This is a genomic window from Corynebacterium fournieri, from assembly GCF_030408775.1.
Taxonomy (GTDB): domain Bacteria; phylum Actinomycetota; class Actinomycetes; order Mycobacteriales; family Mycobacteriaceae; genus Corynebacterium; species Corynebacterium fournieri.
This window is the reverse complement of sequence record NZ_CP047210.1, coordinates 1,182,090-1,195,716: the sequence shown is the minus strand read 5'-3', so window position 1 is coordinate 1,195,716 and position 13,627 is coordinate 1,182,090. Positions and strand designations below refer to the sequence as shown.

The 13,627-nt window shown below is 64.6% G+C and carries 13 protein-coding genes; 10 read left to right on the top strand and 3 right to left on the bottom strand.

The window, feature by feature from the left end; translation table 11 throughout:
- Positions 1-10 precede the first annotated feature (10 nt).
- A complete protein-coding gene (locus CFOUR_RS05800) occupies positions 11-844 on the top strand; it encodes a tRNA (adenine-N1)-methyltransferase (protein ID WP_085957974.1) in 834 nt (277 codons plus the stop codon).
- A 28-nt stretch (positions 845-872) separates the two neighbouring features.
- Positions 873-2,393 (top strand): proteasome ATPase, encoded by a 1,521-nt coding sequence (arc, locus tag CFOUR_RS05795; RefSeq protein ID WP_085957973.1) that lies wholly within the window; start codon positions 873-875, stop codon positions 2,391-2,393.
- 25 nt (positions 2,394-2,418) lie between these two features.
- Here arc and CFOUR_RS05790 read toward each other — a convergent pair whose 3' ends face one another.
- The gene (locus CFOUR_RS05790) at positions 2,419-3,345 is read right to left on the bottom strand and encodes an NAD(P)/FAD-dependent oxidoreductase (RefSeq protein WP_085957972.1); all 927 of its coding nucleotides are present in this window, start codon (positions 3,343-3,345) and stop codon (positions 2,419-2,421) included.
- On the bottom strand, positions 3,338-4,744 hold the full coding sequence (pdxR, locus tag CFOUR_RS05785; RefSeq protein WP_085958480.1) for a MocR-like pyridoxine biosynthesis transcription factor PdxR: 1,407 nt from the start codon (positions 4,742-4,744) through the stop codon (positions 3,338-3,340). The genes CFOUR_RS05790 and pdxR overlap by 8 nt, the downstream gene beginning before the upstream one ends.
- A gap of 70 nt (positions 4,745-4,814) precedes the next feature.
- On the opposite strand from pdxR, the gene pdxS reads away from it, so the two are divergent.
- Positions 4,815-5,690 carry a pyridoxal 5'-phosphate synthase lyase subunit PdxS gene (gene pdxS / locus CFOUR_RS05780; RefSeq protein ID WP_085957971.1) on the top strand — a complete coding sequence of 292 codons (876 nt, stop codon included), beginning with the start codon at positions 4,815-4,817 and terminating at the stop codon, positions 5,688-5,690.
- A 67-nt stretch (positions 5,691-5,757) separates the two neighbouring features.
- Here the strand turns inward: pdxS and CFOUR_RS05775 are convergent, their stop codons facing one another.
- Positions 5,758-7,218 (bottom strand): peptide MFS transporter, encoded by a 1,461-nt coding sequence (locus CFOUR_RS05775; RefSeq protein ID WP_230471845.1) that lies wholly within the window; start codon positions 7,216-7,218, stop codon positions 5,758-5,760.
- 78 nt (positions 7,219-7,296) lie between these two features.
- On the opposite strand from CFOUR_RS05775, the gene dop reads away from it, so the two are divergent.
- The 7 genes from dop to tatC are packed head-to-tail and all read left to right on the top strand — an operon-like array spanning position 7,297 to position 13,626.
- Positions 7,297-8,796 (top strand): depupylase/deamidase Dop, encoded by a 1,500-nt coding sequence (gene dop, locus CFOUR_RS05770; protein ID WP_085957969.1) that lies wholly within the window; start codon positions 7,297-7,299, stop codon positions 8,794-8,796.
- Between the two features lie 10 nt (positions 8,797-8,806).
- Entirely contained in the window at positions 8,807-9,001 is a 195-nt protein-coding gene (locus CFOUR_RS05765; RefSeq protein ID WP_085957968.1) for a ubiquitin-like protein Pup, read from the top strand.
- A 28-nt stretch (positions 9,002-9,029) separates the two neighbouring features.
- Positions 9,030-10,388, top strand: coding sequence for a Pup--protein ligase (gene pafA / locus CFOUR_RS05760; RefSeq protein ID WP_101706404.1), 1,359 nt, complete (start codon positions 9,030-9,032; stop codon positions 10,386-10,388).
- Between the two features lie 8 nt (positions 10,389-10,396).
- Entirely contained in the window at positions 10,397-11,350 is a 954-nt protein-coding gene (locus CFOUR_RS05755) for a helix-turn-helix transcriptional regulator (RefSeq protein ID WP_230471844.1), read from the top strand.
- Positions 11,350-12,288, top strand: a complete 939-nt coding sequence (locus CFOUR_RS05750) for a helix-turn-helix transcriptional regulator (protein WP_085957966.1) — start codon at positions 11,350-11,352, stop codon at positions 12,286-12,288. Before CFOUR_RS05755 ends, CFOUR_RS05750 begins: the two co-directional genes overlap by 1 nt.
- A 36-nt stretch (positions 12,289-12,324) precedes the next feature.
- Positions 12,325-12,606 (top strand): Sec-independent protein translocase subunit TatA, encoded by a 282-nt coding sequence (gene tatA / locus CFOUR_RS05745; RefSeq protein WP_085957965.1) that lies wholly within the window; start codon positions 12,325-12,327, stop codon positions 12,604-12,606.
- Between the two features lie 9 nt (positions 12,607-12,615).
- Entirely contained in the window at positions 12,616-13,626 is a 1,011-nt protein-coding gene (gene tatC / locus CFOUR_RS05740; RefSeq protein ID WP_085957964.1) for a twin-arginine translocase subunit TatC, read from the top strand.
- Position 13,627 lies beyond the last annotated feature (1 nt).

The following is a 13,627-nucleotide window of genomic DNA, read 5'->3' as shown; positions in this document are numbered from 1 at the left end:
ACTTACCGCCATGTATTCGGGACCGTTTCAGCCAGGCGACAAGGTGCAGCTGACCGATGCGAAGCGCCGCCATTTCACCATCGAGCTTAAAGAGGGTGGCCAGTTCCACTCGCACAAAGGCATTGTCAGCCACGACGACATCATCGGCGCCGACGAGGGCACGGTGGTCAAGTCAACGCTCGGCTCGGACTACCTCTGCTTCCGCCACCTACTGGTGGACCACGTGCTGTCCATGCCGCGCGGTGCCGCGGTGATCTACCCCAAAGACGCTGCGCAGATCCTCGTGGAGGGCGACATTTTCATGGGCGCGCGCGTGCTGGAAGCCGGCGCCGGATCTGGAGCGCTGACCATGTCGCTGCTGCGCGCCGTGGGCCCGGAGGGCCATGTGTACTCCTACGAGATCCGCGACGACCACTTAGCGTTCGCCAAAGACAACGTCGCCGACTATTTCGGCGGCGAGCCGGAGTGGTGGACCCCGCGCCTCGGAGACTTCGGTGAGGTCACCCCGGAGGACCTCGACGGTCAGGTCGACCGCGTGATCTTGGACATGGTGGAGCCCTGGCACTTCATTGACACGGTGAAAAACGTGCTCATCCCGGGCGGGGTGTTCATGACCTACGTGGCCACCGTGCCACAGCTGATGAACATCATGGAGGCCATCCGCGAGGCGAAGTGCTTCACCGAGCCGCGCGCCTGGGAGACCCTGTTGCGCGAGTGGAAGGTTGAAGGCCTGGCCACGCGTCCGGAGCACCGCATGAATGCGCACACCGCTTTCCTCGTGTGGACGCGCCGTCTCGCAGACGGGGTGACGCCGCCGCGGCCGCAACGCAAAGCTCGCAGATAAGCGGTAGCTCCTATGTAGGCTCGAACGCATGCCTACTCTCCACGACGATGCCTTTGGTCCGGAGCTGCGCGATCTCAAGCGTAAAAACCGCGAGCTCGGTTCGCGCAACGAAAAGCTCGCTGAGCTGCTGAAAAACAGTCGCGACCGGCTCAACGATCTGTATGCGAAAATAGAGGAGCTCAACGAGCCTGCGTCGACCTACGGCATCTACCTCGCCCCGGCCGCCCGCGACGGGGAGGCCGAGGTGCACACCTCGGGTCGGCGTATGCGGCTGAAAGTCTCGCCCCTGGTGGACCCTTCCGCGCTCGTCCCCGGCACGCTCGTTCGCCTGGGGGAGGGCACGATCGTGGTAGAGAACTGCGGTTTCGATCCCACCGGGCAGCTGGCCACCATGGTCGAGCGCATCGGCGACGACCGGGCGATTGTGGCGGACCAGCAGGGCGCGGAGTCGCTGGTGATGTTGGCTGAGCCGCTGCGGACAGCGGCGCGCGCGGGCGATACGGTACTGGTCAATCCGTCTGCGGGCTACGCCTTCGAGCGTATTGCCAAAACTGAGGTCAACCAGCTGTCCTTGGACGAGATCCCCGATGTCACCTACGCAGACATCGGCGGGTTGTCTTCCCAGATCGAAACGATCCAGGACTCCGTGGAGCTGCCGTTCTCCCACCCGGAGCTCTATGCAGCCTACGAGCTGCGCCCGCCCAAGGGCCTGCTGCTGTACGGCCCGCCCGGTTGCGGCAAAACGCTCATTGCCAAGGCTGTGGCGAACTCGCTTTCCCAGCGCATCGGTGATGGGGGACAGGCCCACTTCATCAACGTCAAGGGCCCGGAGCTGTTAAACAAGTTCGTCGGTGAGACGGAGCGGCGTATCCGCCTGATCTTCGAGCGCGCACGCGAACTGGCGGCAAGTGGCAATCCGGTGATCGTGTTTTTCGACGAGATGGAATCGATTTTCCGCACCCGCGGATCGGGTGTGTCCTCGGACATGGAGACCACGGTGGTTCCGCAGCTGCTCACCGAGATCGACGGTGTGGAAGACATCGCCAACGTCATCGTCATCGGCGCGACCAACCGCGAGGAACTCATCGACCCGGCGATTTTGCGCCCCGGCCGCCTGGACATCAAGATCCGCGTCTCTCGCCCGAACAAGGAGGAGGCCAAGGACATCCTCGCGCGCTACATCACCGACGCGATACCGCTGGCCGATTCGCGCGAGACGCTTATCGACGCAGCCGCCGACGCCATGTTTGCCCCGCGGCCGTTTGTGCGCTTGGAGCTTGTCGACGGAGCCGAGGAAGTGCTGCACTACTCCGACTTCGTCTCCGGTGCGATGATCGCCAACGTGGTGGACCGTGCCAAGAAACTCGCCATCAAAGACCACCTCTCCGGGGCGTCCACCGCGGGGCTTTCAGGGGAGCACCTGCGCCAGGCGGTGCGCGCCGAGCAAGATGAAAGCGAGGACATGCCGAATACCGCCAACCCGGACGAGTGGGCGCGCATCACCGGCCGCCACGGCAAGCGTGTGGTCGCCGCCGAAGTTATCGGCTAGACACCTCGGGTACTCGCCGTCCTGGCTATCCCCGATCGAATAGATATTGGTCGATGGCAATTGCGACCCCAGCACCAGAACCCAACGCCTGAGAGACCTGATCTGGGGAGCTGACAACGTTGCCAACAGCCCAAAGGCCTGGTTCGGATGTTTTGCCCCCAGCAGTCTGCACCCAGCCGTCTGCCACTGCGCAACCTGCCTGACGGAGAAGATGGTCGTTCGGGAGAAACTCCGGGCCTGTAAAGCATGTGCCATACCGGACGGCTCCTGAGGCGGTCACCATCTCGACGGCCAACGATTCAGTAGGATCCGGTGACACCTGCACAACTTCGTCGTAACTGAGCTGCACCCCGCAATCGAGAAGGCGATCACGCTGCTCTGTTGTGAGGTCCATACCGTTGACGTGCAGCGTCACGCTGTCCGCCCATTTGGTCAGCAGCGTAGAGATTCTCGTGGTGAATCCAGGGTTTTCTCCTCCGACGACTCCGATGCTCTTGCCGTTGACTTCATATCCATGGCAATACGGGCAGTGGAAGACTCGCTGGCCCCACATCTCGCGCAAACCTGGAACTTGCGGGAGGCGGTCCGTGATTCCAGTTGCAACAAGAACTTGCGAGCCGGTGACACGCTCACCTGATTCGAGTTCCACCGACCAACCTTCCGCTGCTGTTCGCTGCAGAGAACTCACCCGCCCCTCGACGAGAGTGCCGCCGTATGCGAGACACTCAGAGTGACCCCGGGAGAGCAGTTCGCGTGGTGACTCACCGTCAAGGCCGATGACTCCATGCATGTGATCACTGTTGCGGTTGCGTGGCTCCCCAGCATCAATGAGGCACACGGTTCTATTCGCTCTCGCCAGGTTGATAGCTGCGGCGGTGCCGGCGAATCCTCCTCCGACGACTATCACCTCGAAGGGCTGTCCCGCGTAACTCGCTTCACCAGTCTCATCCATTGCTGTCTCCTCCTGTCGCGTTTTGGGCGCGGACCAGCATAGACACCTCCCGTGCGATGAAGCTGATGGATTGCTCGAAGTCAGCGCCTCGCAGGTGGGCGAAGCTGAGCACGAGCGCGTCGCCCGCATTCGTCCACAGCGCCGATTCGTGGCCGCATTCCAGTCCCGCTGCGAGAAGGCGCGCCTCAAACTGGTCCCGCTCGCTCGGTTGCCGAAACCTCAAGGTCAGGTCGGAACCGTCCCCGGGCACCAGCTCTGCGCGAACGCCGGCGTCGTTGAGGAGGGGGACTATGTGCTCGCGCAGGATGTCCCTCCTGCGCGCCAGGTCACGGTGCACGGCGCGGGAGGTGCGGCGCGCCACGCCGTCGTCAAGCAGATGCGCGATGGCCCGCTGTGTCACCGTGGACACTGGCACGCCGAGGATGCTGCGGATCTCTCGCAACGAGGCTGCGGTGGCAGCCGAGGCGACGACGTAACCCGCAGCGAGTTCACGCGAGAGCAGCGTGGAAAACGTCCCGAGCGTCAACACGTCTGCGTTGGTGGCGAGCGAGGACAGCGTCGGTTGCGGTGAGATGCGGTAGCGCAGCTCGGTGTTGAAGTCGTCTTCGATGATGGTTGTCCGCGTATTCGCCGCCCACTCCAGCAGCTCCGCCCTGCGCGGCACCGGCATGGCAGCGCCGAAGGGGTAAAGGTGCGACGGCGTGACCAAAAGCGCGTCCAAGTCGTCGGGGAGCGCGTGCACAACCACGCCGTCGCCGTCAGTGACGCAATCGACGACCTCGTGGCCCAGCAGCGGGATGACTCGCCGCAGGCCGGGGTGGCCGGGGTCTTCAACGCCCACGCGTAGACCGGTGCCAAGGGAATGAAGAATGCACATCAGGCCCTCGCGGGACCCGCCGGTGATCACGATCTGGTCTGGGGTGAGCGCCATGCTGCGTGCGAGACGTAGGTGGTCGGCGATGGCGCTGCGCAACTCCGGCTCGCCGGCGTTGTCTACGTCCGTGCCGGGGTGCTTGGCTGCCTCGCGCCAGGCTTTGCGCCACGTTGCCGGGCGGATCGCGCCCGCGTTGCCCGGCGAGGGTTTCAGCGAGATCCGGGGGCGCGCCACCTTGCGGGAGAGCCCGGATTGGACAGCGGTCTTTGGCCGTTCCGTCACGGTGAGCTCTGGGTGAATCCGCGTCGGTGCGCCCTGGCGGGTGAGCAGATAGCCCTCGCCTTCGAGCTGGTCGTAGGCGGTGATGACGCTGCCGCGGGAGATATCCAGCTGCTGGGCGAGGGCGCGGGTGGACGGGACGGCGTCGCCAGGCGCGAGCGTGCCGTTGGCCACGGCCGCCCTGATCTCGGCCGCGATCTGCGTCGGGATTGAGCTCGGGTGGTTCCGAGAGATATTCAGGTGCATCAACTGGTCCAAAGAAACTAAATGGAACTGGCACTTGGAATCTACCAGTTCCCGGGGCAGACTAAGCGGTATGTCTGATGTAGAAGCACTGAACCAGAAATTCCTCGGTGGCGTGATCATGGACGTGGTCACCCCGGAGCAAGCGAAGATCGCCGAAGACGCCGGCGCCGTTGCGGTGATGGCGCTCGAGCGCGTGCCGGCCGACATCCGCGCCCAGGGCGGCGTGGCCCGTATGTCCGACCCCGATCTGATCGACGGCATCATCGAGGCAGTCGATATCCCGGTCATGGCCAAGGCGCGCATCGGCCACACGGTGGAGGCGAAGGTTCTGGAGCACCTGGGCGTGGACTACATCGACGAATCCGAGGTGCTCAGCCCCGCCGACTATGTCAACCACATTGACAAGCGCGCGTTCAAGGTGCCGTTCGTCTGCGGCGCGACCAACCTGGGCGAGGCTCTGCGCCGCATCAACGAAGGCGCGGCCATGATCCGCTCCAAGGGCGAGGCGGGCACGGGTGACGTCTCCGAGGCGACCAAGCACATCCGCAAGATCACCAGCGAGATCGCCGGGCTGCAGGCGATCTGGGAGAACAACCGCGACGAGCTCTACGTCGCGGCCAAGGAACTGCAGGCGCCCTACGAGCTGGTGGCGCAGGTGGCGGAAAACGGCAAGCTGCCGGTGCCGCTGCTCGTCGCAGGTGGCGTGTCCACCCCTGCCGACGCCGCCTTCATGATGGAGCTCGGCGCGGACGGCGTGTTCGTCGGCTCCGGCATCTTCAAATCCGGCAACCCAGAGGCGCGCGCGAAGGCCGTGGTGAAGGCGACGAAGAACTTCAATGACATCGCCGTGGTCACCGAGGTCTCCCGTGGCCTGGGCGAGGCCATGGTGGGCATCAACGTCGCCGACTTGCCAGCGCCGCACCGCCTGGCTGAGCGCGGCTGGTAGGAAAGCCGAAAAAGCTCGCTGCCCAGGTCCGGGCAGCGAGCTTTTTGCTTGCGTGCGTTACTTGTGTTTAACGCACGTCCGCAAATTTGCGCACGACCCAGCGCCGAATCGCGATAAGACAGATACCCAGCGCAATAGTGACGGCGGACAGGGTGAGGAAGAAGGTGCGCTCCGCTGCAGCATCGTTCGGGTTGTACAGCGAGCCGAGCACGCCGGACAGCGCGGTGCCCATGGACACGGACATCAGCCACGCCGCGAACAGGCGGGACTTAAACGCCTGCGGGGCAACCCTGGTGGCCAGAGAGTTGCCGACGGGGGAGAGCAGCAGCTCGCCGATGGTGAACAGGAACAGGATCAGCACCAGCACCAGAAGCGGCGTGGACTGCGGGCCCTTGCCCACGTACGGCAGGAAGATAAACAGCGAGAGGCCGACGATGATGTTGGCGACGCCGAACTTCGTCGCCGACGTCCACTGGCGGTCGCCCAGCTTGGTCCACGTGGCTGCGAAGATCGGGGCGAAGATGATGATGAACGCCGGGTTGAAAGACTGCACCTGCGCCGGGGTGAGCTCCCAGACGAAGAAGGAGAGATCAGCGCGCTGGTCGGAGTACACGGCCACCACGGTGAACTGTGACTGGAAAATTGCGAAGAAGGCGACGGATCCGACCAGCAGCGGGATGTAGCCGGTCAGGCGGGACTTTTCCGCGGGGGTGACTTTTTCGGAGACGAACATCTCCCACAGCAGCGTCACCGTGGCGATCAGCGCGATGGCGAAGACAATCCAGCTCAGCCAGTCCAGCGGCAGGATGCCGGTAGTCAGCAACTCGACTACGACGGCGATCACGGCCACTGCACCAAGGCCCCACTTCGCCCACTCGGAGCGAGGCAGCGGGTTCGGCACCTCGGAGCCGGCAGAGCCGATGGAGCTTTTGCGCATCAGCGTGTACTGGAGCAGGCCGATGCCCATACCGATGGCGGCGAGGGCGAAACCCCAGTGGAATCCGGCCATGCCCCAGACGCCGCCCGTGATGGCCGGACCGAGCAGTCCGCCGATGTTGACGGACATGTAGAAGATTGAAAAACCTGCGTCGCGGCGGGGGTCTTCGCGGGAGTAGAGGTCGCCGAGCACTACCTGCGACGCCGTCTTGACGCCGCCCGAGCCGACGCCGACGCAGACCAGGCCGAGCGCCAAGCCGGCTGGTCCCGGCACCAGGGCGAGCAGGATGTGGCCGATCATGACCAGGATGGCGGAGTGGTACAGGGTGCGTTCGGGGCCGAGGAGGCGGTCGCTGACAAAGGAGGCGACCAGGGCCATCATGTAGACAAAGCCGCCGTAGGCGCCGACCAGGCTCAGGGCGGTGGACTCGTCCATGCCGAGGCCGCCTTCGGTCGTCTCGTAGTACATGTAATACGAGAGCAGACCATTCATGCCGTAGAAGCTGAAGCGCTCCCACAGCTCGATGCCGAACAGGTTGGCCAGACCCCAGGGCTGACCGAAGAATTGGCGCTCAGTGTGCGGTGAGTCCACACCGAGCGGAGTACGGGTAGTCTTAACCAATAAAATACGACGCTTCGCATTTTTGCCCAAAAGGTATCCTCGGAACTTATGACGCGCTACATGGGAACCGAGACTGAGTACGGCATTACCTGCCCCGAAAACCCGCAGATCAGCCCGCTGGTCACCTCTACCCACGCCGTGGTGGCGTACGCGGCACTGCGCACCCAGGCCCGCACCCGCTGGGACTACGCGGAGGAGGCGCCGCTGAAAGACACGCGCGGCTTCGACCTGCAGCGCTACCGCAGCGTGCCGGTTGTGGACGCCAACGCCATCGGCGTTGCCAACGTGGTCACCACCAACGGCGCGCGCTACTACGTGGATCACGGCCACCCGGAGTACTCCAGCCCGGAGTGCTCCAACGCGTTCGACGCGATGGTCTACGACGCTGCCGGCGACATCGTCCTCAACGACGCGGCTTCAGACATCCGCGAGTTGTGGCAGCAGCACGTCTCTGTGCTGTCCAAGCACGAGCCATGCCCGCCGCTGAAGTTCTACAAAAACAACGTCGACGGCAAGGGCCGCTCCTACGGCAGCCACGAGAACTACCTGTATTCGCGGCACACGAACTTTGAGCAGTTGACCCAGGCCCTCATCCCGTTCTTCGTCACGCGCCAGGTCATCATCGGTGCGGGCCGCGTGGGCATCGGCCAGGAATCCGAGTCGCCGGGGTTCCAGATTTCCCAGCGCGCGGACTACTTCGAGCAGGAGGTGTCGCTGGAAACCACGCTCAACCGCGGCATCGTCAACACGCGCGACGAGCCGCACGCGCCGGAGGATCAGTTCCGCCGCCTGCACGTCATCGTCGGCGATGCGAACATGAGCCAGTACTCCAACCTGCTCAAACTGGGTATGACGTCGCTGGTGCTCGACGCCATCGAGGCCGGGGTGGACTTTACCGATCTGCGTCTGGCCGATCCTGTCGCGGAGATCAAGGCGGTCAGCCACGACCCCACGCTCGCCCATGAGCTTCTGCTTGACGACGGCCAAAGGTCCACCGCCATTTCCATTCTCCGGGAGTACAGGAACCGGTGTGAGGCGCGAAGCGACGTCGACAAGCAAGTGCTCGCGCTGTGGGGCGAGATCCTCGACGACCTGGAGCGCGACCCGCTGTCCACCGCGGACCGCCTGGACTGGACCGCGAAGTGGGCGCTGGTGCGCCGCTTCGAAGCGCGCGGCGCATCGCAGGCAAAGCTGCAGGCGATCGACCTGCAGTACGCGGACATCGACCCGGCAACCTCGCTGTACCACGCACTCGTGCGCAAAGGCGCGATACGCACGCTGGTGTCCGCCGACGAGATTGCCCATGCGGCGAAGCACCCGCCGGAAGATACCCGCGCGTACTTCCGCGGGCGTGCGGGGGAGAAGTTTGCAGCGGATCTGACAGCCTCAAACTGGCAGTCCATGCTCTTTAACGTGGACGGACAGCTCTACCGCGTGCCGCTGGACTTGCTGGGCGAGCACACGAAGGCGGACGTCGGCGAGCTGATCGAACGTTCCGCGACGACGCGCGAATTAATTACCGGCCTGGGGCTCGCCCCCGAGCGCTAAGGTTGCATCTATGGCTACCCAACAGACACACGCATCCGGCGGAGGCGGAGAAGACCGCAGCGAGGACTTCGACGCCGGCCAGGCTCAACTCAACGCCCAGATCAATACCGCAGGCACGGACGATCTGCTCGACGAGATCGACGCACTGCTGGACACCAACGCGGAGGAGTTTGTGAAGTCCTTCGTGCAGAAGGGCGGGCAGTAAGCTGGCCACCGGTTACCCGCGCCGCATCATGGGGGTGGAAACGGAGTTCGGCGTCGTCGCCTACGACGGTTCCCGCCAGGTGCTCACGCCCGAGGAAATCGCCCGCTACCTCTTTCGCCCCGTGGTGGCCGAGCACCGCAGCTCCAACGTGTTCACCTCCAACGCCTCGAGGCTCTATTTGGACGTGGGTTCGCACCCGGAGTACGCGACGGCGGAGTGCGACTCGCTGAGCCAGCTGCTCGCCTACGACAAGGCGGGCGAGCGGATTTACCACGCCTTATCTCAGCAGTGCGACGAGGCGTTGCACAACGACGGCTTTTCTGGGGCCACTTTCCTGTTCAAAAACAACGTGGACTCGCGCGGCAACTCTTACGGCGCGCACGAAAACTACCTAATCAGCCGCGAGCTGGCGCTGAAGTCCTTCGGCCAGCAGCTGCTGCCGTTTCTGATCACGCGCCAGCTCATCTGCGGCGCCGGCAAGATCGCCGGCGGGAAGTTCCTCATCTCCCAGCGCGCAGACCAGGTGTGGGAGGGCGTGTCCTCCGCGACCACGCGCACACGGCCGATGATCAACACCCGCGACGAGCCGCACGGGGATTCCCACCGCTTCCGCCGCATGCACGTAATTGTGGGCGATTCAAACATGTCGGAGCCCACGTTTGCGCTGAAGGTGGGGTCCACGCTTTTGGTCATTGAGATGCTCGAGGCCGGCTTCGACTTGCCGGACATGGAGCTTGCAGATCCTATCTCGCACATCCGAGACATCGCGGCCGACCCGACCGGCGCCACGCAGCTCAACCTCGCCGCCGGCGGAACCGTGACCGCGCTCGAGGTGCAGCAGCGCACCTTGGAGGCGGCGACGCGCTGGCTCGAGCAGCGCCCCGACGAGGGAACCCCGAACGAAGAGATGGCCCGTGTGGTGGAGCTGTGGCACCGAGTGCTCGACGCGATCGCTGCCCAGGATTTTTCTGGGGTGGACACGGAGATCGACTGGGTGATCAAGCGCAAGTTGCTCACGCAGTTCAAAGACCGCCTCGGCTGCGACTGGGACCACCCGAAGCTGGCCCAGATCGACCTGACCTACCACGACATCCACCCCCAGCGGGGCTTGTTCTCTGTGCTGCAGCGCAAGGGGCTGGCCAAGCGCTGGATCTCAGACGCCGCCATCGAGAGCGCGGTCAACCGCCCGCCGGCAACGACCCGCGCCGCGGTGCGCGGGAAGTTTTTGGATGCCGTGCGGGAGGCGGGCCTTGCGCATAATGTCGACTGGGTACATTTGAAGGTCAACCGCCCGGAGCCCCGCACGGTGGAGCTGCAAGACCCGTTCGCGAACGAGGACCGGCATGCAGCCGACCTGATCAGCTGGGTGCGGGCGCAGGAAGGGTAGGAAACGCGGTGGCCAACGACAACGACATGGTCGTGCGCCAGGTCGGGCTCACGTTTGCGCTTTTGGCGTCGCCGGAAAAGCGCGATGTTGCGTGGGTGCAAGCGCACGTGGACGGGTACGGCGGCCGGAGCCGCGACGCCGCAGCGCACCTGGTCGAGCGCGACGTGCGCGAGCTGCGCGATCTTGGGGTGCCTGCGCGCTACCAGAACGGCCAGGTGTGGGTGGTCAAGGACCTCTACGAGCTTCCCGCGGTCGACCTCACCGCCGAGGAGGCCTCCGTGGTGGGACTGGCGGCGGACTTGAGCAAACCTGGCTCGCTGGGCGAGTTCGCCCGCTCCGGCTGGACCAAACTCGCGGCGTCGGGCGCGACGCGTTCCATGGACGCCACGGCGTTGATGAGCGTGTCCAACGACATCTTCCAGCTGCGCGCCGACACGCTGCGCGCGATTGTGAAGTGCGTGCAAGCCAACCAGCGCATCTCCTTCGACTTCGTCCGTGCCCCCGGCAAGGACCCGGAGCGACGCGTGGTGGACCCGTGGGGCGTGGTCTCGCTGAACAACCGGGCCTACTTCGTCGGCTTCGACATCGACCGCGACGACGTGCGCGTGTTCCGGCTCAAGAAGGTTTCCCGGGTGAAAAAGGTGCGCCACAGCGACGCGTTCCACGAGCGCGCCGGCGACCTGCAAGCGCTGGTGGAGGCGTCGCTTCGCGGCGATCTTGTCGACGTCACGGTGACCGTCACCGGCGGCGCCGGCGAGGAACTCGCTCAGCGGGGCACCCGTGTCTCTGGGGTCGACACGGGTGGGGAAGACAATGACACCATCACCGTGCGCGGCGTGGACCGGGACTGGGCTGTGCGCACGATCGCAAGTCTGGCCGGACAGGTGGTTGCGGTGGAGCCGGGGGAGGTCCGTCAGGACGTCGTCAAGCTGCTGCGAACTGCTGCGGAAGGGAGCAACTGATGGCTGTGGACTTCAAGCGTCAAGCGCGCGTGGTCAGGCTGCTGAACCTGTTGGCCTACGCGTCGAATCACCCGGGGCTGACCCCCATGGAGATCGCGCGCGACCTCGGCGCAGACCCAATCCAGGTGCGCGACGATTTTGAGCTGCTGTTCCTCTCCGGCGTGGGGACCGGGCCGGGGGAGATGATCGACCTGGAGTACTCCTGGAAAGGCGTCGACATCATCGACGACCAGGGGTTGACCACCCCGCTGCGCCTCTCGCCGGCCGAAGCGAGCGCGCTGCTCGTCTTGCTGGATTCGCTGGAGACCATGCCCGGTTTGGTGGACGCCCGCGCGGTGCGTTCCGCGGCGGCGAAGATCCGCGCCGTGACCAAGTCGCAGGCTGTCGGGGATGCGGAGCACTCCGATGAAGCAGGTGTGGCGGGGACCGTCGCCGAGGCGCTTTCCGCCAAGCGGCAGCTGGCCATCACGTACTATTCCGCATCCTCCGATGCGACCTCGCAACGCCAGGTGGAACCAGTCAGCCTGTTTCACGAGTCGGGGCGGACCTATCTGCGCGCGGCGCAAGACGGGGAGCTCAAGACGTTTCGCTTGGACCGGATCCGCGAGGCGATGCTTCTCGACGCCCCTTCGGCCGCAACCGATTCCGACTTCGATCCTGCGGACCCGTTCGGCTTGACCAACCGCCCGCAGGCGAACCTGTTGGTCCACCCCGACGCGACGTGGTTGGCGGACTACTGGGAGATCGAGCTTGCGCCGGCTGAAACCGGTGCAGACACTGCGGCCGAGTGGATCCCCGCGACCATGCGCTACGGCAGCGAAGGTTGGTTGGTCAGATTCTGTCTGAGCCAGGCAGACCGCGTCCGCCTCGTCGCACCGGAACATCTCGCGCGCGATGCAAAGTCGCGCGCGATGCGCGCCTTTGAGGCGTTAGACTAATCTGCGCGTTACACCGTTTTTCGGAAAGGAAATTCCATGCCCAATATCGGTTGGACCGAGCTCATCATCATCGTCTTTGTCGTGCTGCTGCTCTTTGGCGCGAACAAGCTGCCGGATCTGGCTCGTTCCATGGGCCGTTCCGCACGCATCTTCAAGTCCGAGGTCAAGGAGATGCGCCACGAGGACGAGGCTGACGGCCAGTCCGCAGCGGCGACGCCGACCCAGCAGCGCCAGATCGAGTCCGCTCCCGCGCAGGAGACCCGCAGCGCTGCCCAGGAGGCTGACTTCTGGGACCGTCCGGAGAATCAGCCGCGCTAGTTCCGGCTTATGGCACGTACGAAAACCCCGAAGAGACCGAAGCGGCCGAAGAACCCGACCGGCGAGATGTCGCTGGTGGAGCACCTCCAAGAGCTGCGCCATCGCGTGATCATCTCGCTGGCTGCCATCGTGGTGGGCACCATCATCGGATTTATCTGGTATCAGGCCGCGCCGCCGCGCATGATGCCGCTGGGCGAGATTATCCGCGGTCCGTACTGCAATCTGCCTGACGATCTGCGGGCGGATTTCACCGGCGACGGCGAGTGCCGCCTACTGGCCACGAGTCCCTTCGAGATGTTTATGCTGCGCCTGAAAGTTGGCGCCCTTGCGGGGTTGGTGCTGGCGTCGCCGGTGTGGCTGATGCAGATCTGGAACTTCATTACCCCCGGCCTGCACAAGAATGAGCGGCGCTACACCTTCACGTTCGTCGCCGTCGCCGTCGTCCTTTTCGTCGCCGGCGCGCTGTTGGCCTACTTCGTGCTGGACAAAGGCTTGTACGTGCTCATGACGATGGGCAATGAGTTCCAGGTGGCTGCCCTGACAGGCGGGGAGTACTACAACTTCCTGCTCGCGCTCGTCGTCATTTTCGGTGTCAGCTTCGAGCTGCCGCTGATCATCGTCATGCTCAACCTCATCGGGATTTTGCGCTACGAGCACGTGAAGGAAAAGCGCCGCCTGATCACCGTGCTCATCTTCATCTTCGCCGCGGTGATGACGCCGGGGCAGGACCCGTTCTCCATGGTTGCGCTGGCCATTTCCATCACGCTTTTGGTGGAGCTCGCCTTCCAGTTCTGCCGCTGGAACGACCGCAAGAACCACCGGCAACGCCCGGAGTGGATGGACTTGGACGATGAGCAAGCGTCCGGTCCGATTGCGGCACCGACACCGGTGGGAGGGTCCAGTGCTATCGGCACGGACGCGATTGAGCGGCCCGCGCCGATACAGGAAGCGTCGCCGCGGCGGAACATCGCCTCGCAGCGGGGCTTCGCGGGCGGCACAGATTTCGGGGACGTACTGTAGG